The organism is Alkalicoccus saliphilus, from assembly GCF_003044065.1.
Taxonomy (GTDB): Bacteria; Bacillota; Bacilli; order Bacillales; family Salisediminibacteriaceae; genus Alkalicoccus; species Alkalicoccus saliphilus.
In genome coordinates, this window is record NZ_PZJJ01000003.1 from 115,558 (window position 1) to 140,048 (window position 24,491).

Genomic DNA, 24,491 nt, shown 5'->3' on the forward strand with positions numbered 1-24,491 from the left:
TAGTGTAAGCCAAGTATAGCAACGATGTAAGCGCTTTATAAGGTAACAACGATTAGGCAAAATACCATAATAATTAGATGATTGAACTAAGTTCTGCTGCATAATTCAGCCGCTGCTTTTAGCTTCCTTCCGGTATCTGCTTGGAGTTTTTCCTTCCAGTTCCTTAAAAATTTGAATAAAATACTTAGCTGTCTGGTAACCAGTTTTTTCTGCAATATCGGCTACTGGAAGGTCCGTCGTCAGCAGAAGGTTTCTTGCTTCCTGCATTCTTCTGCGTGTAACAAAGTCGCTGAATGTCATGCCTGTATGCTCTTTAAACAGGACGCTGAAATAGCTTGGATTCAAATGAACTTCTCCGGCAATATCTTTCAGACTGAATTTTTCCCCGATTTTATTGTCGATAAGGGCAACCGCTGTCTGAAGTGTTTCCGGAAGTAAATGTTTATTTTTCAGTACAGGGTCTTCTTCTTTTACTTCTGTCTGTTTCCAGCGTTGAAGCTTTACTCTTTCTTCGAGAGCCTTATGAACCGCATCCAGGAAGGCTTCTTTCTTTACTGGTTTCAGTAAATAGTTGATGACACCCATTTTCAGAGCGTGCTGGGCGTATTCGAATTCAGAGTAGGCGGAAATCACGAGAAAAACCGGCTGGTCCTGCAGTTCTTTCGCTTTTTCGATCAGTTCCAGGCCGGTCATCTCAGGCATGCGTATGTCGGTGATGAGCAGATCCACTGCTGTTTCCTCCAGAAAGTGAAGCGCTTCTTTTCCGGTAGCGGCAGTGTAAACGTTCAGGGAATACTGTTCCCAGGAGTCAAGCCGGCGTTTGAGCCCGGACCGGGAGCGGGGTTCATCATCAACGATCAGAATAGTAGGGAGTGGCATTTTTATCAGCTCCTTTTATCGGCAAAATGATCATGACAGAGGTGCCTTCACCTGGAGTGCTTTCAATGTAGAGACCGGCGTGGGGATCGTCCTGATAGGACAGAGCGATCCGCTGATAAAGATTCCGCATCGCCAGTCCCGTCCCTTTTGACTCCATAACCTGTTTTTCATGAATGGATGCGCGTATTTTTTCCAGCTGTTCTGTTCGTATGCCTTGGCCGTTGTCTTTTACAGTGATCTGCATATATCCCGGGATCAATGCGTTTTCAACATTGACATCAACTACTCCCCCGGAAACTCTTTCCCCAATCCCATGCACAAGGGCATTTTCGATGACCGGTTGAATAAGCAGTTTCGGAAGCCGCTGCTGGAGAAGTGTTTCATTATAAGAAATATGCCATGTGAGTCTGTCGGCAAAACGCAGCTTCATAATCTGCAGGTAACGTTCAACCTGATCAAGCTCTTCCTTCAGGGAGACCCGGTCGTCATCGTCCACATCAGAAATCGTATAACGGAAGAGAGAGGACAAAGAGATGATAACGTCTGCTGTTTCCTCGTCTTTTTCCTCGAGTGTCCAATAAATCGCTTCGAGTGTGTTAAAAAGAAAATGGGGATTGATCTGAGCCTGAAGCGCCTTCAGTTCCGCTCTTGTTTTAAGCAGTTCTTCTTCGTATACAGCTTTAATTAAATGGTTCGTTTTCTCGACCATTTTATTATAAGTTTCATTCAGTTCGGTAATTTCTGCCGTGGAGGAAATACGCTGGCTTTTTCGAAGGGCACCGATTGTCCCAAAACGCATTGCGTGCGTCAACTGTCTGATCGGACGGGATATATAGCTGGAAACGAGCCACGAAGCTGCGATAAATATAGCAAGTCCGGTGAGTCCGGCCACTGCAACTGCCGTGCCGATCCCTGCAATCCCCTGAAGCAGATTGTTAACCGGGGTGAAAATGACAATGCTCCAGCCTGTATAACTGGATTCAGCGGCTACCCGGACGAATTCCTCTCCATCAATTTCAGCAGATTCCTCTCCTGTATAAATCAACGAACGATCGATGTTTTCCGGAAGATTTCCCGCCACTTCACTGTTTTCCCCATCAAGAACAATTGCATAGGCCTCCTGATCGTTTAAAGAACCGGCAGCGTTGGAAAGATCAAAAAAGTTTTCATTTACTTTTGTGATTAAATAACCGCCGGAATCAAAGTCTTCATCAATAAGGTTGATTTGATTCACCGCAAGGTAGGAACGGGAATCGAAAGGGTCGGCTCCTGCCCAGACAAGCCTGCCGTTTTCCTCCTGCACTTCTTCAATCCAGGACTGGGCGAGACGGGCTCCGAGAGGCAGCTCACTCAAAGGAAAAAGACGTCTTCCGTCCCGGAAATACAGCTCAAAAGAAGTGAGGCCGGTCGTATAGGCCTGGTAACTGTTAATGATTTCATTCATCGACTGGCGTTCGGCAAAGGTTGCCTCTTCATCCCTCATTTCCTGTATCAGCAGATTCTGAACAGAAGGGTTTGTAGCAATCTGACTCGCAATCATTTCAATCGTTTCAAACTGGGAATCTATACGGCCGAGACTTTGAGCAGCCGTCTGTTCGATTTGATTTTTGGCATTGTCCTTAATAATTTCCGTAACAAGGTTAAAGGTTAAAAAGCCTACTACGGAAAGAACAATAACCATCACCAGGGCGAAAGTGGATAACATCTGTCCGCGGAGTGTGTTCCATTTCATCGAAAACAATTTTTTCATCCGATCACCTTTCTGCGGCAGTTTTATACGCTGATGGAAGCATGAGAGCTGAACTGTTTTTCCAGGAAGTGTTCAACACTGAAAGCAGCAAGGCCACGGATGGAGGCATACTGGTATCTTTCATTGAAAATAATTTCTGTGTTTTCACGGAGTGCAGGAAGAGTTCTTTCATTTACCACTTCCTGTACTTTAGGTTCCAGGTAGGCTCTGGCTTTGACGAGGCGGTTGCCAATGATAATTCTTTCAGGGTTAAACGTGTGAATGATATTCGTCACTCCCACCCCGAGATAATGGCCGATCCGTTCGAAAGCCTGCTCCGCTGTTTTGTCGGAAGCTGCTTTTTCAATTAATTTTTCAAGATCCCCGGGGAGAAGAGTGCTTCCTGAGGAAGAGAGGAGAGCCATTTCGGAGGCGTACATTTCCCAGCAGCCGGAGTTTCCGCAGCGGCATTTCAGCCCGTCCTCTACAATAGCTGTATGACCAATTTCCCCGGAAAAGCCGGAAGCTCCGCGGATGAGTTTCCCGTCGAGGACGATTCCTGCCCCGATTCCTATTCCGGCACTGATATAAATAAAAGATTCATCCGTACCGGCAGAGCCATGTATTTTTTCGCCATACGCGCCGGCATTCGCTTCGTTTTCCACAATAATCGGTGTTTCGTACTGGTCGGTAAAAATGTCCTTCAAGTTGGACTGGTGCCAGTCCAGGTTAGGGGTGTTGACGATTGTTCCGTTCCGGGTAACCAGTCCGGGGACGCCAAAACCTATACCTACTAAGCCAAAAGGAGAGTCAGGCATATGTTTCAGGCAGTCGTCGATCATCACTTTTATTTCCATGACGGTTCTAGTAAAGTCGTTTGTATCAAAAGACCGGTACAGCTCGTGAATAACTGTTCCACGAAGATCTGTTAAAGTAGTGAAAATGTAGTTGACGCCGATGTCACAGCTGACCGCAAAACCGGCCTTTTCATTGAACTGAAGCATGAGAGGCCTTCTTCCGCCGCTCGATTTCCCAGGGCCTGTCTGATAGCAGTATTTTTCAGCGATCAGCTCCTCGACCAGGGAGGAAACCGTCGCCTTCGTTAAATGAAGCAGCTGCGCGAGGCCCGCTCTGGAAACCGGCTCCCGGGTCCGGATTGTTTCAAGAATAAGTGATTTATTTGTCATTTTTACAGCCTGCTGGTAGTTAGCCATAAACTTCGCTCCTTACATAGTTTATTCATTTGTGCATTAAACAATAATTTCATTATACTGTTGAATTAGTTTTTGCTGCATAACAAGAACTGTTCTTATTTTAACGTACCCGGAAAGGCTGAAACAGAAGAATAAAAAAATAATTACATGTAGTTAGTTAATTCAATGGACAAACTAAGTTTACGCTGATACAATAAATTTATCAACTACTAATACTATGAAGATGGAGGCGTTATAAATGACGAAAAAAACAGCTTCTTATTTTGACCAGGTACCTGAAATTAAGTACGAAGGGGCGGCTTCCGGGAACCCCTACGCTTTTAAATATTACAATCCCGAAGAAAAAGTAGGCGGAAAATCAATGGAGGAGCAGCTTCGTTTTTCCATTGCCTACTGGCACACGCTCACTCAGGACGCCTCCGATCCGTTCGGTCAGGGCACAGCAGAGAGACCCTGGGATCATCTGCAGGGAATGGATAAAGCAAAAGCACGTGTGGAAGCAGCTTTTGAATTCATCGAAAAAATCAAGGCTCCTTATTTCTGCTTTCACGACATAGATATTGCCCCTGAAGGAAACTCTTTGAAAGAGACGAACCAAAACCTCGACGAAATTACTGCAATGATTAAAGAATATATGAAAACATCCGACGTGAAACTCCTCTGGAACACGGCGAACATGTTTACGCACCCGCGTTTTGTCCACGGAGCAGCAACTTCAAGCAACGCGGATGTATATGCCTACGCTGCGGCTAAAGTGAAAAAGGGTCTGGAAACAGGAAAAGAACTCGGTGCAGAAAATTACGTATTCTGGGGAGGCCGGGAAGGCTATGAAACACTCCTGAATACTGATATGAAACTGGAAATGGACAACCTTGGACATTTTTACAACATGGCTGTAGACTACGCCAAGGAGATTGACTTTGCCCCGCAGTTTCTGATTGAGCCGAAGCCGAAAGAGCCGACCACCCACCAGTATGACTTTGATGTAGCGACAGCGACTTCGTTCCTTTACCAGTACGGTCTTCAGGATCATTTTAAATTTAATATCGAAGCCAACCACGCAACCCTTGCCGGACACACGTTTGAACACGAACTTCGCACAGCAAGAATCAGCGGGATGCTCGGGTCCGTCGATGCGAATCAGGGCGACCCGCTCCTTGGCTGGGACACGGATGAATTTCCAACCGACCTTTATTCGGCGACACTTGCGATGTATGAAATTCTTAAAAACGGTGGTCTGGGACGTGGAGGACTCAATTTCGACGCGAAAATCCGCCGCGGATCGTTCAAGCCGGAAGATCTTTTCCATGCCCACATTGCCGGGATGGACAGCTTTGCTATCGGACTGAAAGTGGCGAACAAAATGATTGAAGATAATTTCTTCGAAAATATTACGAAAGATCGTTACCGTACATTCAGCAGCGGTATTGGAGAAAAGATCACCCGGGGAGCGACAAGTTTCCACGAACTTGAAAAACACGCCATGGGTCTTGGGCGCATCGAGCAGGACTCCGGTCAGCTGGAAAAGATTAAAGCCGGCATTAATCAGTATCTGCTGCGGGTTAACGACCTGTAAAAACTGTCAGGCGGAACTGTCCATAAGGGATGGAGCACGGCTTCGCACGGGCCGAACCCTGTCAGATAAATCTGATCTGACAACCTTGGTCCGGCTCCACTCGTGCTTTTCAGGCTGTCTCTGGGAATCTTTTGAGACAGCCTCGTCTGCCTAGTACCAGTAAAAAAACTTTCTGCAGGACGGAAGGCTTGATTTTTCACAAGTTGTTTTTACCAGCCGGAAATCCGTGAACTGCGGAGTAAAGGTGGAATATAAATGAATTATGTTATAGGAGTGGACCTTGGAACAAGTGCGGTAAAAGCGCTTCTCGTCAGCCGGGAGGAAGGCGCTGTTACAGCTGAAGCAAGCAGGGAGTACCCGTTGTATCATGACTACGCCGGGTGGAGCGAACAGGAACCGGAAGACTGGGTACAGGCGACGCTCGAAGCGGTCCGGGAAGTGGCAGCTGAAGCCGGCAATCCGTCAGAAATAAAGGGTCTCAGCTTTTCCGGACAGATGCACGGCCTGGTCCTTCTCAATAAAGATAAACAGCCGCTGCGCCGGGCTATTCTCTGGAACGATACGAGAACGACGAAGCAGTGCCGCCGCATTGAAGAAATGGTCGGGGAGGAGAGACTTCTGTCGATCACTAAAAATCCTGCTCTGGAAGGTTTTACTCTTCCAAAACTGCTCTGGGTTAAAGAAGAGCAGCCGGAGCTTTTTGCAGAAGCAGATTCTTTTATGCTTCCGAAAGACTACGTGAGGCTGCGCCTTACCGGAGATGCAGCAATGGAGTATTCCGATGCTGCCGGCACTCTGCTTTTGGACGTGGGTAGAAAAGAATGGAGCAGGGAAATTTGTGAAGCAGTTGGTCTTCCGTTTTCTCTCTGCCCGAAACTTCTTGCTTCCCATGAAGAAGCTGGCACACTTCAGGAAGACATCAGAAACGCGACGGGACTCGAGGAGATAAAAGTTTTTGCCGGAGGTGCGGATAACGCGTGCGGCGCTGTAGGAACCGGAATTCTTGAAGAAGGAACGGTGCTGAGCAGCACAGGGACTTCCGGTGTCGTTCTTGCTTATGAAAAGGACGCGGAAAAGGATTTCCAGGGGAAGGTGCATTATTTTAATCACGCAGAGTCAGACGGCTATTACAGCATGGGGGTAACCCTTGCTGCCGGTCACAGCTTCAGCTGGTTTAAAAACACGTTTGCCCCGGACAAATCGTTTGAAGAGCTCGTCAAACTGGCAGAGAGTTCTCCCCCAGGGGCGAAAGGTCTCCTTTTCACTCCTTATATTTCCGGGGAAAGAACCCCCCACGCCGATGCGGATGTCCGTGGAAGCTTTATAGGAATGCACGCTTCCCATACGCTCGGGGATTTTGTACGGGCGGTTATGGAAGGCATTACTTTTTCACTTCAGGAATCCTTGTCTGCATTTAAAGCACAGGGGAAGAACGTTCAGAAGGTTGTAGCGACCGGCGGCGGTGCGAAAAGCAGTTTCTGGCTTCAAATGCAGGCTGATATTTATAATACACCGGTCGTAAAGCTGAAAAGTGAACAGGGCCCGGGACTTGGTGCAGCACTGCTGGCAGCTTACGGGCTCGGCTGGTATGCTTCCCTTCAGGAAGCAGCAGGTGAATTTGCAGAGGAGGCAGAACGTTTTGAGCCTGAAACAGAAAATGTTCTCACTTACAGCCGGCTGTTCCCGCTGTATCAGGAGGTTTATGCTTCCACAAGCAGTCTCAGTACTGCCTTGAAAGATTTCCGATAGCACTTATAATAATATAGTTCAGCTTCGTCACGGCGCTGCCTCGTTTATTCGGATGTTTCCGGTTTAGAAGGCTGCGAATTTACAACAGGACAAAACTCCCTTATTCTTAAAGTAATTAAAAAGAAAGGGAGTTTTTTGCTGTGGGACTTTTCAGCCGGGGAGATAATAAAAAGAAACATATAGAACAGGCCGAGGAATTTCTTTTTGAAGGAGAGGAGCTGGTCAGCACGTACGGCCTGATGGTCGATTTCGTTGCTTTTACATCGCACCGGATGCTCTTTGTTGACCGTTCGTTCATGACAAAATCCAAATCCGTAGTAGTGACGATTCCCTATCAGAAAATCGAAGAGATTGCGATTGAAAAAACCGGCTTTTTCTCGTTTGCCAATACGATTGAGATTGCGACAAAGACGGAAACTCACGCTCTTCAGTTTTTGAAGGACACGGATATTATGGAAGTTTACCGGGAGCTGTCGAGAAGGATCTGCGAATAAAAATTAAATAGGAAAAAGGGGGCGGCGGATATGCGCAGAGTGGAAGTGACCGATTACGATCCGCGCTGGCCATTGTTGTTTGAGCAGGAAGCAGAGCTGCTGCGTGGAATACTCGGGGAAAATCTCCGGGATATTTACCATATAGGCAGCACGGCGGTCCCCGGTTTTACGGCTAAACCTATTATCGATATTATGCCGGTAGTTGAAAGCTTGTCAGAAACAGATTGTCTGGAAGAGATATTTCGGCAGAATGGCTACTATACGCACGGAGAGTCCGGTATCCCGGATAGACTTTTTTACACAAAAAATGTAGAAGGGGTCCGGAAGTTTCACCTGCACATTGTAGAAGCTGGGAGCCCTCACATTATCCGTCACCTTGCTGTAAGAGACTATTTGAGAGAGCATCCCGGGGCGCGCAGGGAGTATAAAGGTTTGAAGCAGTCGCTCGCCTGGGAATACCCTTATAATATAAAGGCTTATATTGAAGGAAAACACGAATATGTCACCGGCCTGGAGTGCCGGGCACTGCGCTGGTATAGAAAAAGACAATCGTGAAAAAGCAGGGAGGAAGTGTTTACATGAAAGTACTTGTAGTAGGAGCCAATGGACAGATCGGCAGCCAGCTTGTTGAAAAACTTCACAGCGGCCAAAAACACGAAGTTCGTGCCATGGTGCGTAAAGAAGAACAGGCGGAAAAGTTCCGCGGAGACGGAGTCGAAACTGTACTGGCAGACCTTGAAGGAAGCGTAGAGGACATTGCTGCGGCAGCAAAAGGCTGTGACGCTGTCGTATTCACAGCCGGCTCCGGTCCGAATACCGGCATGGATAAAACGATTCTCGTGGATCTTGACGGAGCGGTAAAAACAGTGGAAGCGGCGGAGAAGGCAGGTGTCAGCCGCTATATCCAGGTGAGCGCTATCCAGGCAAACAACAGGGAAAACTGGAGCGAAAAAATCCGGCCGTATTTTGCAGCGAAGCATTACGCTGACCGCGAGCTTATTCGGAGCAGTCTGAATTACACGATCATCCGGCCGGGAGGTCTTTTAAACGAGCCTGGCACCGGTAAAGTGAAGGCGGCAGAGAACCTCGAACGTGCTTCTATTCCGCGTGAGGACGTAGCATCTGTCATTGCAGCGGCACTGGACGAAGAAAAAACGTACAAAAAGAGCTTTGACCTTGTTTCCGGAGATTTGTCACCGGAAGAAGCACTCCGTGAGCTCTAATAAAGCGGGAACATTGAAAAAAGCTGTCCAAAACTGGACAGCTTTTTTTGCGGGTTTGGGGGGGACGGTGGCTTTTAATCATTATAAAAGTCGTTTTAATCAGTATAAAAAATTTTTAGTCATTACAGCCGGTTCTTTTGTCATTACAAGGGTTATTAATCATTATAAACAATATTTAATCAGTATAAGTATCTCTGCGAAATCGATTAATCATTATAAGGCTGTTTTTAATCGTTATCAGGCCCGTGAAAGATGCCATTTTATTCCCATACTTTCTTTTTGCAGTGGACAGCCCCTGTCACCCAGGGCACAGGGAATGCTGCTATCTGTAACTGGAACCTTTACGGGAAATGATCCAGCTGAAAACAATGGTGACAAACGGAGATAACAGCAGAAAGAAAGCAAAAGGAACATACTGAATAACAGGAACGCCGACAATCGCACTGCATAAAATAGCGAGCAGGCTCCAGGGGACGAGTCCTGCAAAAACGACGGTCGAATCAGCCAGTGTACGCGCGAGAACCCGCTTATGGAAATGATTTTTCCAGTGCGGCAGAAGCGCCCGGCCGGTCAGAAGAATCGGAAATGACTGATTGGGAGACAAAAGGGAAACGCCGGCGGCGGCAGTAACCGTCTGTGCGGTGTTTTTAGTCAAAGATACAGTATCCGTGAATATTTTTTCGAGGAACGGCTGGAGCATCGCGGTGTCCTCGATAATCTGACAGAAAGCTCCAACGATAAGTATGAAGACGACAAAAGGCAGCATATCCAGCAGGCCGTTTAACGAAGCTGTACCGGAAATTGCTCCTGAAATCCACTCAGATGGGGCGGTACCCCGGAAAAGCAGAACGAGACCTCCTGCAGCAATAGCAGACAAAAAGCAGACTTTCATATCTTTTCCGAGCAGAATAAGTAACAGCAGGAGCAGCGGCGGTACGAACGATACGACACGATTCCATGCAAGCGGTTCGGTTTCCAGAGGAGTGCCGGTGCTCGTTAAGACGGTATCCATACCAAAAAACAGTCCGGCTGTCAGAAGTGCTGTGGTTGCCATGGTAGGTAAAATCGCCCTGAAGTGCCGGCTGACGCTTAATTCCGTTGAGAATGCGAGCAGTTGAAAGGAGCTGGAAAGAGGAGACGTCCGATCGCCGACGAATGCACCGGAGACAAGTGCCCCGGCGATGACTGCCTGCGGCAGATTCAGCGCGAGACCCGCGCTCATTAAAGGAATACCGACGATACTGAGACTTCCAACGGCGGAGCCGACGGTAAGAGACATGAAAACAGTAATAAGAAAAGCAATCGTAAGAAAGTAATCCGGTGAAATAAATTGAAGAAATAATGTATTCAAATCTTCAATGGTGCCGGCAAGTGCCCAAGTCGGCAGAATAAGACCTATGAATACGAGCAGCCAGGCTACATTCCGGTTCCGGTACAGTCCTTTTTTGACAGAAGCGGTAAGAGCGCCGGCGGGGACCTGTTTTTTATATGCCAAATAAATAAGGGTAAAAAATCCGGGCAGCATGGCAGCGGCCAGTGAAAAATCGAAAAATACCGCTGCCATCAGCGGAAACAGGGTCAATGTAAAGACGATAATAATTTCGTACAGGTAAAAAGAACGTTTCATAGCAATCACTCCGCAGATATTGTAGCACAATTAGTCCGTGGAGGAGGAAAACAGGGCGGCAGATATGTAAAAGGACGGCTGTCTTATATTTGTTTTAATTTCAGGATAGTCCAAAAAAAATAAGCCGTATGGTGCAGGCTTATCCGTATTTTTTCTGATGTTCTTTTTTTCTTTTTAAATAGTCTTCATCTTCCCGGATTTCGATCCATTTTTCTTCAAAAATGGAGGCGGATTCTGCTTTTTCGTCGTCTATCCGGCGTTCATTAATGTTTCCATCACTGTCGTATTTTTTGCCGCCCTTATAGTTGGCATAACGGCGGGAGCGCGTATAGCCCATTTGAATAAATTTCCGGGCCATATCCATTCCGACAAAATCGTCAGTTTTCCTGTACTCTTCAAACATCTCGTAGATTTTTTCAGAGGATTCTTTTGCTATCTCCGGTGTCTTGAAGCGCCAGTGAGGGAGAATCTCGCTCTTATATGGTTCAACGAGCAGGACTCCCTGCTCTCCCCGGCCGACTCTGTACTTTTCCGGTTCTTTCCGGAAGTCTGTATTTTTAAAATCTTCCTCATAGTTAAAAGCCAGTGCAGCCACATCCTTTCCGTTGATATTCGTTAGTATAGGCAGTCTGAAGACCATCCCAGCGAAAACAGTTTCCACTGCAGAATACAGTTTTTTTAACTGCTGCGCCTGGTTTTCCTGCAGCAGGCAGAGTTTGTTTTGTATTATACCCGTTCATTCGAGGCGCTCAAACTGGTAGGCGGGTGGAGTATGAAACAAATACGTGACATAATACACCGTAAAGGATGAAAGATAAAGGAGATTTGAACATGCAGTCCAAAAAAGAAAAGAGGACGGCTCTAATGCAGAAGCTGTCACCAATTTTCCGGTGTCCGAAGTGCGGAGAGGAGCTTTGGGTGGATGAAGGCAGCCGTCTCAAGTGCATCCGGAGCCACAGCTTTGACCTTGCCAGACAGGGGCACGTGCATTTAACAAAAAAACCGGCAGTTTCGAACTACAGCAGTGAACTTTTTGCTGCACGGAGAGAAGTGATTGAGGGAGGACTTTACGAAAAAATGCATGAGGCACTGGGGGAACTGCTGGACTGGGAGGGGAAAACAATACTCGATGCAGGCAGCGGGGAAGGATCCCACCTGATGGCTTTGAAAAAAAAGAAAGACTTCACCGGTATAGGGACGGATCTGGCGAAATCAGGTATTGAAATGGCTGCAAAAGGGGAGGATGAATTACTCTGGGTAGTAGCAGATCTTGCTGAAGCGCCTTTTTTGGACAGCAGCTTTGACACTGTGCTGAACATTTTTTCTCCGGCCAACTACGAGGAATTCCACCGTATTACAAAAAACGGAGGAGCAGTTCTTAAAGTGGTCCCCGGCAGCAGGTATCTGCAGGAGCTGAGGAAACTAGCCGGCGAATCAGCCTATTCCAACGAAGACGTCGTGGAAGGTTTTTACCGTCAGTTCCCGGAAGCAGAAAGCATTAAAGTGAGTTTTACGGCAGCTGTTCCGGAAAACCTGCGCCTGCCGCTTCTAAAAATGACTCCTCTCACCTGGAAGCATACAGATGACAAGGATTTTCAGGAAAAAGCCCGGAGCATAAAAGAAATCACAATCGATGTGCTCATTTTAAAAGGAAGAATACAAAAGCAGCACCGCTCTCAGTCCGGGGCGGATCCTTCATAAACTGCAGCCGGTGTAAAAAGAACCGACTATAAAAAAGCGGCACCCGTTTTTCCGGGGAGCCGCTTTTTACTGCTTTACTTTTTCAGAAGTTCATCAATATCATTGCGGATGTTGTCCGGGGAAGTCTGCGGGCTGTAGCGTTTTACTACGTTCCCCTCCTGATCCACAAGGAATTTTGTGAAATTCCACTTAATCTCCGAACCGAGTTTTCCGCCCTGCTCTGACTTCAGGTGTTTGTAGAGAGGGTGAGCTTCGTCCCCATTTACTTTAATTTTTTTAGTCAACGGAAAGGTCACGCCGAAGTTCAGTTCGCAGGTAGCTGTCATTTCATCATCAGCCACCGGTTCCTGACTCATAAACTGGTTGCTCGGAAAACCGAGAACTTCGACCCCTTCCCCATTATAATCCTGATAAAGAGCTTCAAGCTTTTTAAACTGCGGAGCGAGTCCGCATTTTGTTGCTGTGTTGACAATAAGGAGAATTTTCCCCCGGTAGTCCTCCATAGAGACTTCTTTCCCATCGGGCGCTTCAATTGTGAAATCATGTACTGTTGTCAAAGTAATCCCCTCCTTGTACCTTTCTTAATTATATTATAAGCAAGTGCTGCAGAAAATCCAAAAGATACTGCCTGGTTTGAAAGTTTTCGCCCCGCTGTATCGTCCGATCAATTTTTTAGAAAGCATAAGAATGAGCCTGAATCAGCAAACGAAAAACCCCCGGGGAGATCCAACTCCGGGGGTCTGTTCTGCCATTTAATTGGCTTCAGGCATTTTCAACAAGTGTCATCGTCGGACCGAAAAACTCGTAGGAAATACGTTCAGCAGGAATGCCTGCTTCCCGGAGCATATCGTAGACAGCCTGCATAAACAGTTCCGGTCCGCATAAATAGTATTCCGCTTCCTCATCCGGTAGAAACGAAAGGAGGGCATCCGGTGTCAGCCGGCCCTGAAAATCACCGGCATCTGCTTTTTCAGGTTCTTCATAAACAGTAATATGTCGGACGTGGTCATCCTGTTTCAGCTCAGCAATTTCTTCAGCAAGGCCGTGGACGTTTTCGTTTCGTACTGCCTGGACAAAGGTTACCGGGCGCGACGGCTGGGATTCTCTCACAAGCTTGTACATACTGAGAAGAGGAGTTACTCCGACGCCGCCGCTTAAAAGAACGAGCGGAGCTTCGGTTTCCTGAACAGTAAAATCACCGGCCGGGGCGCTGAAAAGCAGCGTATCCCCGACTTCCACATGGTCATGGAGGTAGTTGGATACAAGGCCTTCCGGCTGCTTTTCACGCTTGACGCTGATCCGGTAATGACCTCGTCCGGGAGCGTCCGATAAGGAATACTGACGGATGTGCTGATACTTTTCTCCGGGGATTTCCGCTTTTATACTGATATACTGACCTGGTGCAAATGACGGAAGCGGTTCGTCGTTTTCCGTCCCCAGATAAAACGACATTATTTCTTCACTTTCTGCTTCTTTCTTTTTCACCTTCAGCGGGCGGAAGTCGTCCCAGGCAGCTGCTTCGTACATTTCCTGCTCCACTTGAATAAAAATATCGGCAATAATTCCGTAGGCCGCTCCCCAGGCTTCTATAACCGGATCGTTTTCATTCAGGTCGAGTATCTCCTGCATCGCTTTAAGAAGGTACTCTCCAACGATTGGATAATGCTCTGCCTGAACACCGATACTCCGGTGTTTGTGGGCAATCTGCTTGACGACCGGCAGGATGGCTTCCAGCTGTTCAATATGCACCGCCGACTGATAAAGAGAATAAGCAAGCGCTTTCGGCTGATTGCCGGTTTCCTGATTTACGTGGTTAAAAAGATTAAGAAGCTCCGGATGATCGGCAAACATTTTTTTGTAAAAATGAGTCGTTACCGTCGTTCCGTGCTCTTCCAGTACAGGAATAGTGGCCTTGATAGTCGAGATCTGCTGATCAGTTAACATATTATCCCTCCTCTTAAGTCTAGTTCTATTGAAGCACAGGGAGAAAATTAAAGCAATATTTTATATGAATCTTTAACGAATCGGACACAATTGCTCTTTCAGGACTGCGGTGAAGAATGTGTGATAAAATATTAGAAAAGGGAGGGGAACCTGTATGCATTTAACCCAGTACACGGACTATTCCCTGCGGGTGCTGATGTATCTTGCTGTAAAAGACGATAAACAGCTTTTTCAGATCAAAGAAATATCGGATTCGTATGGAATTTCCAAAACACATTTAATGAAAGTAGTATACAAACTTGGGAAGCTGGGTTATATCGAAACCGTCAGAGGAAGAAACGGCGGGATGCGCCTGCTGAAAAAGCCGGAGGATATAAACATTGGGGCGGTAGTCCGCCATACCGAAGAAAACTTTCATATGGTGGAATGCTTCGACAGGGAACACGATACGTGTCCTATTACCGCGGCCTGCCGGCTTCAGCACGCTATCGGGGATGCGCTGCAGGCGTATTTTGAGGTGCTTGATCAGTATACACTTGCTGATATTACAAAAAACAGACAGGCTCTGGCTTCACTGTTATAAGCCCCTTTCCATCAACAAGTGAAAGAATGAGCAATCGATGAATCGACAAAGGGGGACGGATAGTTGATCAGCACTGTTCAAACGGATTCTTTTTTACTTCTAATAGCTCTTATATTAATAAGCGGCGTACTTGCAGCAAAGTTCTCCAACCGGATAGGACTTCCTTCTCTCATCCTTTTCATTCTTGTAGGAATGCTGGCCGGCAGTGACGGCATCGGATTTATTTATTTTGATAATCCGGAATTTGCCCAGTTGGTCGGGATTTTTGCGCTTGTTATGATTTTGTTTGAAGGGGGACTTCAGACAAAGTTTGCAACGGTGCGCTCTGTAATTATACCGGCTGTGTCCCTGGCAACGGCGGGGGTTCTTTTAACGTCGGCAATCGTCGCTATGGCAGCCTTTCTTATTTTTGATATTACTTTGCTCCAGGCTTTTCTTGTCGGAGCGATCGTAGGTTCCACGGACGCGGCTGCAGTTTTTGCCACGCTTAAAGAGAGAAATATTAAGGCGAAAATGGGGGCCACGCTGGAAGCGGAGTCCGGAACGAACGATCCGATGGCGGTGTTTTTAACGGTAGGAATTATCGAGCTGATCATGATTCCGGAAACAGCAGTGCTGTCACTGGTACCGACTTTTTTCTGGCAGATGGGAGCAGGATTGATTATAGGGATCGTTATCGGTAAGGTTGCTTCTTTCTCCATTAACAGAATCAATTTGGATTCCAGCGGTCTTTACCCGATTTTTTCAGTTGCTTTTGCACTGCTTACATACGGCACTGCTTCTTTCGTGGAAGCGAGCGGTTTTCTCGCCGTGTACGTTGCGGCACTTGTCATTGGCAATACGGAGCTGACTTACAGGTATTCCATTTTTCAGTTTAACGAAGGCTTTGCCTGGATGTCCCAGATTTTAATGTTCATTCTTCTTGGTCTTCTCGTCTTTCCGGCAGAGCTGTTTACATGGGAAGTTATTTCGGGAGGTCTGCTCCTCTCGTTTGTATTGATTCTTATTGCACGTCCCGTAGCAGTACTTCTTTCAACGATTGGAATGAAATATACGTGGAAGGAAAAGACGTTTATTTCCTGGGCTGGTCTTCGGGGGGCTGTGCCGATCGTGCTTGCCACGTTTCCTATTGTAGCCGGGGTCGAGGACGGAGAATTCTTTTTCAACGTTGTTTTCTTTATCGTGCTGACGTCAGCGCTCGTCCAGGGAACGAGCATTTCCTGGGTAGCGAGAAAGCTCCATCTGACCGGGCCGAAAAAAGATATTCCGCACCACTCCATTGAATTAATTTCCATGGGGAAAGCCAATGCAGAGATGATGCAGTTTAAAGTGGATGAAGACTTGAAAATTGTCGGCGAGAAGCTGAAGGACGTCGAATTTCCAAATAAAGCGAATATCAGCGCCATTGTGCGTGATGAAACATTGATTACGCCTTACGGGGAAACAGAAATAAAAGCGGGCGACTTCTTGTACATCCTCGTGTCCACAAAATACGAAAAAGAACTTAAAAGAGCTCTGGAAGCAAAACGAGCGGACTTGAAGAAGGAAAAATCCAAAAAAGTTTCACGTGAAAAATAACGCAATAAATTTAGTTCGTTGAAGCTGTGCTCTGTAAAGAGGCAGCTTTTTTCTTTTGAAACGACAGCAGAAGTAAAGAAGGCGTTTTACTTTTATATAATAAGTGCTATATACTCAACGCGAAGAAAGCCGATAAAAAGGAGTGGATAAATGATGGCAAAATCCCGGGGAATGGTACTGGTTCACACAGGGAACGGAAAAGGCAAAACAACCTCTGCACTGGGGGCGGCTCTGCGCAGCCGGGGACATGGAATGAGTGTACATATTCTTCAGTTCATTAAATCTCCGGAGCGTGAATACGGGGAGCAGAAAGCGCTGAAGCAGCTTGGCGTGGAAATGGATCAGCTCGGCATCGGTTTTACGTGGACAAAAACTCCTGAAGAACACCGGGAAGCCCTCCGAAAGGGCTGGCCAAAAGCAAAGGAAGCTCTTTTGAGCGGTAAATACGATGTAGTTATCTGGGACGAACTGAATAATGCGCTGGCAATAAACAAATTCCCGATTGATGACGTGCTGCCCCTGGAAGATGTAGTGGGTACTATCCATCGTAAACCGGAGCATGTTCACCTCATTATTACCGGAAGAGATGCCAGACAGGAAATCAAAGATGCGGCGGATCTCGTATCAGTGATTGATGTGGAAAAACATTATTATGACGAAGGAATTCCGGCGATTAAAGGAATCGAGTTTTAATGCGCGCTCTTCCCATCATGATTCAGGGGACCCAGTCGGATGCCGGGAAAAGCCTCGCCGCTGCCGCTTTATGCAGAATATTTGCAGAGGAAGGTTGGAAAACCGCCCCGTTTAAATCGCAGAATATGGCGCTTAATTCCTTCATTACAGCCGACGGAAAAGAAATCGGCCGGGCGCAGGGACTCCAGGCAGAGGCGGCGGGTATTGAAGCGGATACGAATATGAATCCTATTTTGATTAAACCTTCCGGAGAATCAAGCGCCCAGATCGTTGTACATGGAAAACCGCTGAAAACGATGAAGGCCGGAGAATACCGGGAGGATTATTACGAGACGGGTCTGCACGTAATAACAGAAGCGTGGAAAAGGCTGGAGAGCAGCTATGAAAGAGTAGTGATCGAAGGAGCGGGGAGCCCGGCGGAAATCAATTTGAACGACCGGGAGCTCGTCAACATGAAAGTAGCATCCATCACCGGCGCCCCGGTTGTGCTCGTGGCAGATATCGACCGGGGAGGCGTTTTTGCCAACGTGGTCGGAACCCTTCAGTTATTAAGTGAAGAAGACAAAGAGCGCGTGATCGGTATTATTATCAATAAATTCCGCGGGGATATTACTCTTTTACAGCCGGGACTGGACTGGCTGGAAAACTATACAGGGGTGCCGGTGCTCGGCGTGCTTCCCTATATAGAGGGGCTGGCTCTTGAAGAAGAAGACTCGCTCGGACTCGGTAAATACAGCGGGGAAAGGGAAGAAGCGGATATCGATATCGCCGTGATCAGCCTGCCGAGAATGTCGAATTACACAGATATAGATCCTTTTGTACACGAACCGGACTGCCGGGTAAGATTCGTAAAGAAACGGGAGGAAATGGGAGAACCTGACATAATTATTCTGCCGGGAAGCAAAGCTGTAATGGCTGATCTCGCTTACCTGAAGGAAAACGGGTTTGACGAGGTGCTTCAATCAGCAGCCGGTAAAACGAGAATTATCGGTATCTGCGGTGGATTCCAGATGATGGGGGAGTCTGTAACCGATGAACATCACGTGGAATCAGAAGTACCTTCAGCTGAAGGGCTGGGGCTTTTCTCATCACTTTCCACGAAGCTGACCACAGATAAAGTAACAGTGCGATCCTCTGGAACACTGCACTGGAAAGATCGGAATCTGCCTGTAACAGGCTATGAGATACATATGGGTATTTCAAGCCATTCAGAAAATTCATGGATTAAGAAGGCTGATGGAGGAGTGGATGGTGCTGTAAAAGGAAAAACAGCCGGAACTTATTTTCATGGGCTGTTCCATTCCGACGAATGGCGCTTTTATTTTTTAAACGATATCCGGAAGGAGAAAGGTCTGCCTCCGGTCGAAAGAAAAAAATTCCAGGACATACGGGAATCTTCTTTTCAGCGTTTATCAAAAGTTTTCCGGGAGCATATCGATCTGGAAAAAATCGAAAAAAAGATGATGGATTTTCAGAAGGGAGTACAGCATGGGAAACTGGAGAAAAAGTGCTGCGGGAATACAGCCCCGGAATAAAAAAGCAGAATCAGATATGGAAATGCATCTGAATAATCTGACGAAGCCGGCAGGAAGTCTCGGCAGGCTGGAGGAACTGGCGGTGAAGCTTGCCGGTATGCAGGGGATACCCGACGTTTCACATCCTGCAGTTCTCGTTTTTGCAGGGGATCATGGCGTAACGGAAGAAGGCGTCTCTCTTTACGGACAGGAACTGACTTCCCTGATGGTAAAGAATTTCGTGCAGGGAGGGGCGGCTATTAACGTCCTGGCAAAAGAAATCGGTGCTTCGGTCACAGTGACCGATATCGGTGTGAAAGGTGAGACGCCGGGAGCGGAGTCCAAAAAAGTTAAAAACGGGACGGGAAATATTGCGGTGGAAGCTGCTATGTCTTTGGAAGAAGCTGAACAGGCTTTGAATGCTGGGGCCGATACGGCAGCAGAAGCGATAGAAAAAGGAGCGAAACTCATTATTCCAGGAGACATGGGGATAGGAAACACGACAGTGAGCAGCGCTTTGATCGCAGCGTGGACAGGAGCCGGTGTTAACGACATATCGGGAAACGGTACCGGTGTGACCGGAACTCAGCTGCGTCTGAAACAGGATGTCATCCGCCGGGCGGTCAGGCGTATTTCGTGCACTGAGCCGCTTGATATCCTGGCTGAACTCGGCGGTCTGGAACACGCCGCAATGGCTGGTGCAATGATTGAAGCTGCCGGGAGGAAAACACCGATTCTCGTGGACGGGTTTATCGCTTCCGCTGCAGCACTGGCTGCTGAAAAGCTGGCGCCTTTGTCGAAGGAATATTTCATTTTCGGCCACCGGTCAGCAGAAGCCGGTCACGGACGGGCGCTCGAAATGATGGGAGGCGAGCCGCTGCTTGACCTGCAGCTGCGGCTTGGGGAAGGAACAGGCGCAGCTGCAGCATATCCGCTCGTTTCGATGGCAGCGGCAGTTGTCCGCGAAATGGCAGTGTTTTCCGATCTTGGAATAGATGCGTAATTCAGAAAGCCCTTCCCTTTCTTCAAGGGGTGTATTATAATTGAGCTAACAATAAAGCGTAACACTCGTCAGCAAACAGGTGTCGGCACTGCCGATGAAAAGGGAAGCCGGTGAAAATCCGGCACGGACCCGCCACTGTAAACGCAGAGAGGCCTTCATGTTTCCACTGTGCTTTTTTAAGGCATGGGAAGGGGCAAGGCATCGATGAAGCGTGAGTCAGGAGACCTGCCTGTTTGTCTTTAAACACCTTCGGGACCAAAGGGATGTTTAAAATGCAGGTACCGGGTTTCATTTTCCTTTTTTGGCGGATGATTTTTCCAGAATGCATTTTAACAAAGCGCAGTCCTTTTCGAAGGGTGGCGCTTTTTTGTTGTTATACATTTTGGAGGGGGAGAAAAGATAATGAAAAAATACAAAGGACTTATGGCGCTCTCAGCGGTAATGGTGCTGGCAGCGTGCGGTAATGAAAACGCGGAAGAAACAGAAGATCCACAGGAAGAGAACGCAGCGGAAGAAACAGAGGAAAATGAGGGAGAACCTGAAAACATAGAAGAAGAAAACGCTGAAAACAATAGCGGAGAAGAAGCTTCCGGCGAATTTCCTGTTACGGTCACAGATCACGCAGGAGAGGAAGTAACAATTGATGAGCAGCCGGAATCGATTATTACACTCCAGCCAAGCGATACAGAAACACTCTTCGCAATTGGAGCAGGGGACCGTCTTGTTGGAGTATCCGAGTTCTGCAACTATCCAGAGGAGGCGTTGGAAATTGAAAACGTCGGCGCGCAGGATATGGATGTCGAAAGAATTCTTGAACTGGAGCCGGACCTGGCGTTTGTTTCCGGATATCACCATTCGAGCCACTCCGATATACTCGATCAGTACCGCGAGGCAGGAATCGATGTCGTCGTCGTGGACGGACCGGAATCGTTTGATGCCACCTACGACACAATTTCGATGATTGGGGAAGTATCCGGTAACACGGAAGAGGCAGACGAAGTTATTGAAGAGATGGAAGAGGGCATGGCAGACCTTGCAGAGCAGGCAGAAGCGGTGGACGAAGACGACCGCAAATCTGTCTGGGTGGAAGTAGCTCCTTCCCCGGATATCTTCACGACCGGTGAAGGCACGTTCATGCATGAAATGCTGGAAACGATTAACGCGGAAAACGCAGCGGCAGAATTTGAAGGCTGGGCGAATCTCAGTGAAGAAGAGATCGTAACGCTCGAGCCTGATACCATTATTACTACTTACGGGGACTTTGTGGAGGATCCGGAAGGTGACATTATGGCGAGAGACGGCTGGAGCAGCGTGCCGGCAGTAGAAAATGAAGATATTCATGATGTGGAAGGCGACAAGGTTACGCGTTCCGGGCCACGGCTTGTAGAAGGTGCAGAAGCGATCGCAGAGGCAGTCTACCCGGATGTTTTCGAGTAAAACCTGGATTTATTATTCGGTAAGTCTGCTGCTGCTTTTCGGTGCGGTGACGTTCGGCCTGTTTTATTCGAGCGTTACGGTGCCGGTAAGCCACATTCTGCATATTATTTTGGAAGAGACTGCCGGATGGGGCTTTTTGGATGAGCCGCCGGGAAACACGACGGCGATCATATGGGAAATCCGTCTGCCGAGAGTACTGCTCGCCCTGTTTGTCGGGGCATCCCTCGCGCTTGCCGGCGCTGCTTTTCAGGGACTGCTTCGCAACCCGCTGGCAGATCCGTTTACGATCGGGGTGTCGTCCGGTGCGGCCCTGGGCGCGGTATTTGTTATTTTTTTTCAAATTACTATTGTGGGACTCGGGGCGTTTACGCTTCCTGCAGTGTCCATAGTCAGCGGATTCATTACTTTAATGATCGTATTCGGGCTCGTACGTCTGAGCAGCCGCAGCATGGCGATTGAGACAATTATTCTCGCTGGAATTATTACGAGTGCCTTTATCGGCTCTATCGTTTCTTTAATAATTTCTCTCGGTGATCAAAACGAAATGACGCAGATCATTTACTGGCTCTATGGGAGCGTCGGGATGAGGGGGTGGAGCTATGTACAGCTGATCGTGCCATTTGCTGTTGTCGGTTCTCTTCTCCTTCTCACCCGCTATCGTGAACTGAATGCTCTTGCTCTTGGTGAGGAAGCAGCGGGCCATATCGGTGTGAACGTCCAAAGAGGAAAAGTGTTTATCCTTGGCGGGGCATCCCTGCTGACTGGAGCTGCCGTCGCCGTTTCCGGCACGATTGGTTTTGTAGGACTTGTTATCCCGCACCTTGTCCGTCTCGTGACAGGACCCGACCATCGGCACGTGCTTCCTATTTCCATGATCATCGGTGGAGCTTTTCTAATTTCTGCCGACATTTTTGCCAGAACAATTATTGCCCCGAAAGAGCTGCCGATCGGTGTTATCACTGCACTGATCGGAGCACCGCTGTTTGCCGTGCTGCTGATTCGAAACCGTGTAGGAAAGGGGAAAGCGATATGATTGAAATCGAAAATCTGAGCGGAGGCTACAGCAGAGTGCCTGTCGTTGAAAACGTATCGCTTCACGTGGAAGCAGGGGAATTTTTTGGACTGCTTGGACCAAATGGAAGCGGGAAAACGACTCTCTTCAAGCTGATGAGCGGCGGCCTGCCTGTCATGGATGGCAAAGTACTGCTGAACGGCGACTCGGTCCTTGATATGAATCAGATGCAGCGGGCAAGGCACATTGCTGTTCTTTCCCAGGAGACGAATGTTTCCTTCGATTTCACGGTGGAAGAAATTGTCCAGCTCGGCCGCTATGCTTTTCAAAAAGGTATTTTTAAAGCGTTGAGTCCGTATGATAAAAAGCTGATGGAAGAAGTGATGGAAATTACGTCGGTGACAAAGTACCGTCATACGTCTTTTCATATGCTCAGCGGCGGGGAAAAGCAGCGTGTGCTACTCGCTAAAGCACTCGTTCAGGAGCCGGAAGTGCTTCTGCTGGATGAGCCGACGAACCATTTGGATATTAAGCACACTTTTGACATTCTTGATGTGCTGAAAAAGTGGCAGGAAGAGCGCAGTCTGACGATTTTTGCGATTCTGCACGACTTAAATATTGCAGCACTTTACTGTGATCGTGTCGGGCTTCTTCATGAAGGGACCCTCACGAATATCGGATCGGTGGACGTATTAAGAAACAAAAATAAGCTCGCTGAAATTTATGGGGTAGAAACGTGGAGTCAGCCCCATCCGACGCTTGCCCGCCCCCAGCTGCTTATGAATCCGCGTAAAAAAGAGGAACGGCCTGTTTCTTTGTTCGATAACTGCACTGTGGAGCAGGATGAAAAAGCAGTATCTGTGTCCTTCCAGCAGCCGCTCCGGACCATTTCCAACGGCGTGGCAGGAGAAGGAATCCAGTGGATAAAACATTTTGCGAATTTTCATGTGGATAAAAATTATGACAGCTGGACGCCGAAGAATGACGTGGAAAACTGGCTGGATGAAAAAGGATTCCCTGTAGAACAGTCGGTCGGAATGATGACTGCGGTAAAAACAGAACACGCGGTTATAAAAAGAGAAGTGCTTAACGGCATCGCATTCCTCGTTGTTGTTACAGCAGGAACCGGCAACGCAGTGGATATTACTCATCGGGAAACAGAAATACACCGTGAAAAAATCGGTACGATTAATACGCTCGTTTTCGCTGATGCACATTTAACAGATGGGGCGCTCGTTAATGCCTGCATGTCAGCAGCGGAAGCAAAAGTGAAAGCTCTCCACGACGGGGAAGTAAAGGATCCTCTGAGTGGATCCCTCGCTACAGGGACTTCCACAGACAGCCTTGTTATCGGTGTGACACAGCAGGGCGAGCGGACGTCCTACGCCGGTTCCGGCACGTTTATCGGCCGGGGAATTGGATACATGGTTTATGAGGCGACGATGGAAGCGCTTGCTGTCTACCGCAGCTGGAAGGAAGCTCATTCGTGATTATTTACACGACGGGCTTTCTTCTCGTTTCAGCCCTTATCATGGATTTTATTTTTGGCGATCCCCGGCGGTTTCCACATCCAACAGCCGGTATCGGGTGGTGTATATCCCGGATGATAAAGCGTTGGAATCTTGGATCAGCAGCAGAGCGGAAAAGACGGGGGATATGGATGGCTGTCTGTATTACCGGGGGAGTGTGGGCTGCCGGGGCACTCATAATCAGTCTGCTGACGTTACTGCATCCGCTGCTTGGTCTCGGCGGAAGCGTATGGATGACCTATTCTGCTGTTGCAGCGAAGGGATTGAAGGAAGCTGCAGAAGCAGTGAAAAAACCGCTTGAAGCAGATAATCTTCAGGAAGCAGAAAAGGCGCTTTCCATGATCGTCGGGCGAGACACGGCAGGACTGTCAGAATCAGAAATCGTTCGTGGAACAGTGGAAACAGTGGCAGAAAACACGGTCGATGGAGTAACCTCCCCCATTTTCTGGGCGCTCATTGGAGGAGGTCCCGCAGCTATGGCTTACCGGGCGGTTAACACGCTGGATTCTATGGCAGGATATAAAAACGACAATTTTTCTTCGTTTGGATGGGCTTCCGCCCGTCTGGACGATGCAGCCAACTGGCTTCCGGCCCGTCTGACGTCCGCAGCGATCTGGGTGGCAGCTTTGGCTGTGCCGGGGTCCCGTAAAAGAGCCGCTCTTACTGTCCTGCGTCGGGATGCCCGAAAACATCCAAGCCCGAACAGCGGATGGTCGGAAGCACTGGTGGCTGGGCTGCTTGGAGTAACACTCGGGGGAACGAATTACTACAACGGGATACGCTCACAGCGTGCGCTTATGGGAGACGGCAAAAGACAGCTGCATGCGCAGGATATTACGCGCTCCATTTATTATTTATATGGTGGAGCGGTCGTTTTTACTATCTTCTGCGTAGCGGTATGGTGGATTCTCGGCGGCTGGGGCGTCCCGTTTGTAGACAAAAGCTGAACATAAAAACCATTTCGGCAGCTTCCTGTACAAAACAAAAACTGTCGTATTCCGGGAGG

At 48.0% G+C, this 24,491-nt stretch carries 22 protein-coding genes and 1 riboswitch; of the genes, 15 read left to right on the forward strand and 7 right to left on the reverse strand.

Going from position 1 to position 24,491, the window contains the following annotated elements:
- Window positions 1-105: 105 nt before the first annotated feature.
- The 3 genes from C6Y45_RS03305 to C6Y45_RS03315 are packed head-to-tail and all read right to left on the reverse strand — an operon-like array spanning window position 106 to window position 3,822.
- Window positions 106-879, reverse strand: coding sequence for a response regulator transcription factor (locus C6Y45_RS03305; protein WP_107583600.1), 774 nt, complete (start codon window positions 877-879; stop codon window positions 106-108).
- Entirely contained in the window at window positions 851-2,629 is a 1,779-nt protein-coding gene (locus C6Y45_RS03310; protein WP_107583601.1) for a cache domain-containing sensor histidine kinase, read from the reverse strand. Before C6Y45_RS03310 ends, C6Y45_RS03305 begins: the two co-directional genes overlap by 29 nt.
- A 23-nt stretch (window positions 2,630-2,652) precedes the next feature.
- Window positions 2,653-3,822 (reverse strand): ROK family transcriptional regulator, encoded by a 1,170-nt coding sequence (locus C6Y45_RS03315; protein WP_107583602.1) that lies wholly within the window; start codon window positions 3,820-3,822, stop codon window positions 2,653-2,655.
- A 238-nt stretch (window positions 3,823-4,060) separates the two neighbouring features.
- Between C6Y45_RS03315 and xylA the strand changes: the two genes are divergently transcribed.
- From xylA to C6Y45_RS03340, 5 genes are all read left to right on the forward strand, one after another.
- On the forward strand, window positions 4,061-5,398 hold the full coding sequence (gene xylA, locus C6Y45_RS03320; protein ID WP_107583603.1) for a xylose isomerase: 1,338 nt from the start codon (window positions 4,061-4,063) through the stop codon (window positions 5,396-5,398).
- Between the two features lie 255 nt (window positions 5,399-5,653).
- A complete protein-coding gene (gene xylB, locus C6Y45_RS03325; protein WP_107583604.1) occupies window positions 5,654-7,147 on the forward strand; it encodes a xylulokinase in 1,494 nt (497 codons plus the stop codon).
- A 140-nt stretch (window positions 7,148-7,287) separates the two neighbouring features.
- A complete protein-coding gene (locus tag C6Y45_RS03330; RefSeq protein WP_107583605.1) occupies window positions 7,288-7,641 on the forward strand; it encodes a PH domain-containing protein in 354 nt (117 codons plus the stop codon).
- Between the two features lie 30 nt (window positions 7,642-7,671).
- Window positions 7,672-8,196 (forward strand): GrpB family protein, encoded by a 525-nt coding sequence (locus C6Y45_RS03335; protein ID WP_107583606.1) that lies wholly within the window; start codon window positions 7,672-7,674, stop codon window positions 8,194-8,196.
- Window positions 8,197-8,219: 23 nt separating this feature from the next.
- On the forward strand, window positions 8,220-8,864 hold the full coding sequence (locus tag C6Y45_RS03340; RefSeq protein WP_107583607.1) for an SDR family oxidoreductase: 645 nt from the start codon (window positions 8,220-8,222) through the stop codon (window positions 8,862-8,864).
- A 322-nt stretch (window positions 8,865-9,186) separates the two neighbouring features.
- On the opposite strand, the gene C6Y45_RS03345 is transcribed toward C6Y45_RS03340, so the two are convergent.
- Together C6Y45_RS03345 and C6Y45_RS03350 are read right to left on the reverse strand one after the other, a co-directional pair.
- On the reverse strand, window positions 9,187-10,491 hold the full coding sequence (locus C6Y45_RS03345; RefSeq protein WP_107583608.1) for a Na+/H+ antiporter NhaC family protein: 1,305 nt from the start codon (window positions 10,489-10,491) through the stop codon (window positions 9,187-9,189).
- Between the two features lie 139 nt (window positions 10,492-10,630).
- Entirely contained in the window at window positions 10,631-11,077 is a 447-nt protein-coding gene (locus tag C6Y45_RS03350; RefSeq protein WP_107583670.1) for a DUF4385 domain-containing protein, read from the reverse strand.
- Between the two features lie 245 nt (window positions 11,078-11,322).
- On the opposite strand from C6Y45_RS03350, the gene C6Y45_RS03355 reads away from it, so the two are divergent.
- Entirely contained in the window at window positions 11,323-12,192 is an 870-nt protein-coding gene (locus C6Y45_RS03355; protein ID WP_160058104.1) for a methyltransferase domain-containing protein, read from the forward strand.
- A gap of 74 nt (window positions 12,193-12,266) precedes the next feature.
- Here C6Y45_RS03355 and C6Y45_RS03360 read toward each other — a convergent pair whose 3' ends face one another.
- Both C6Y45_RS03360 and hmpA read right to left on the reverse strand, forming a co-directional pair.
- Window positions 12,267-12,749 (reverse strand): glutathione peroxidase, encoded by a 483-nt coding sequence (locus tag C6Y45_RS03360; protein WP_107583610.1) that lies wholly within the window; start codon window positions 12,747-12,749, stop codon window positions 12,267-12,269.
- A 205-nt stretch (window positions 12,750-12,954) separates the two neighbouring features.
- Entirely contained in the window at window positions 12,955-14,136 is a 1,182-nt protein-coding gene (hmpA, locus tag C6Y45_RS03365; RefSeq protein ID WP_107583611.1) for an NO-inducible flavohemoprotein, read from the reverse strand.
- Window positions 14,137-14,290: 154 nt separating this feature from the next.
- Here hmpA and C6Y45_RS03370 point away from each other — a divergent pair, with 154 nt between their 5' ends.
- From C6Y45_RS03370 to cbiB, 9 genes are all read left to right on the forward strand, one after another.
- Window positions 14,291-14,719, forward strand: a complete 429-nt coding sequence (locus C6Y45_RS03370; protein ID WP_107583612.1) for an RrF2 family transcriptional regulator — start codon at window positions 14,291-14,293, stop codon at window positions 14,717-14,719.
- A gap of 66 nt (window positions 14,720-14,785) precedes the next feature.
- Complete coding sequence (locus C6Y45_RS03375; RefSeq protein ID WP_425427846.1) at window positions 14,786-16,297, forward strand: potassium/proton antiporter; 1,512 nt, start codon at window positions 14,786-14,788, stop codon at window positions 16,295-16,297.
- A gap of 153 nt (window positions 16,298-16,450) precedes the next feature.
- On the forward strand, window positions 16,451-16,990 hold the full coding sequence (gene cobO, locus C6Y45_RS03380) for a cob(I)yrinic acid a,c-diamide adenosyltransferase (RefSeq protein ID WP_107583672.1): 540 nt from the start codon (window positions 16,451-16,453) through the stop codon (window positions 16,988-16,990).
- Window positions 16,990-18,525: a cobyric acid synthase gene (locus C6Y45_RS03385; protein WP_245922517.1), complete on the forward strand. Its 1,536-nt coding sequence runs from the start codon at window positions 16,990-16,992 to the stop codon at window positions 18,523-18,525. Before cobO ends, C6Y45_RS03385 begins: the two co-directional genes overlap by 1 nt.
- Window positions 18,479-19,507 carry a nicotinate-nucleotide--dimethylbenzimidazole phosphoribosyltransferase gene (gene cobT, locus C6Y45_RS03390; protein WP_107583614.1) on the forward strand — a complete coding sequence of 343 codons (1,029 nt, stop codon included), beginning with the start codon at window positions 18,479-18,481 and terminating at the stop codon, window positions 19,505-19,507. The genes C6Y45_RS03385 and cobT overlap by 47 nt, the downstream gene beginning before the upstream one ends.
- Before the next feature lie 60 nt (window positions 19,508-19,567).
- Window positions 19,568-19,754: riboswitch (cobalamin riboswitch) on the forward strand.
- 155 nt (window positions 19,755-19,909) lie between these two features.
- A complete protein-coding gene (locus C6Y45_RS03395) occupies window positions 19,910-20,944 on the forward strand; it encodes an ABC transporter substrate-binding protein (protein ID WP_107583615.1) in 1,035 nt (344 codons plus the stop codon).
- Complete coding sequence (locus tag C6Y45_RS03400) at window positions 20,931-21,977, forward strand: FecCD family ABC transporter permease (RefSeq protein WP_107583616.1); 1,047 nt, start codon at window positions 20,931-20,933, stop codon at window positions 21,975-21,977. Before C6Y45_RS03395 ends, C6Y45_RS03400 begins: the two co-directional genes overlap by 14 nt.
- Window positions 21,974-23,446, forward strand: a complete 1,473-nt coding sequence (locus C6Y45_RS03405; protein WP_107583617.1) for an adenosylcobinamide amidohydrolase — start codon at window positions 21,974-21,976, stop codon at window positions 23,444-23,446. Before C6Y45_RS03400 ends, C6Y45_RS03405 begins: the two co-directional genes overlap by 4 nt.
- The gene (gene cbiB, locus C6Y45_RS03410; RefSeq protein ID WP_245922521.1) at window positions 23,443-24,432 is read left to right on the forward strand and encodes an adenosylcobinamide-phosphate synthase CbiB; all 990 of its coding nucleotides are present in this window, start codon (window positions 23,443-23,445) and stop codon (window positions 24,430-24,432) included. The genes C6Y45_RS03405 and cbiB overlap by 4 nt, the downstream gene beginning before the upstream one ends.
- Window positions 24,433-24,491: the final 59 nt, after the last annotated feature.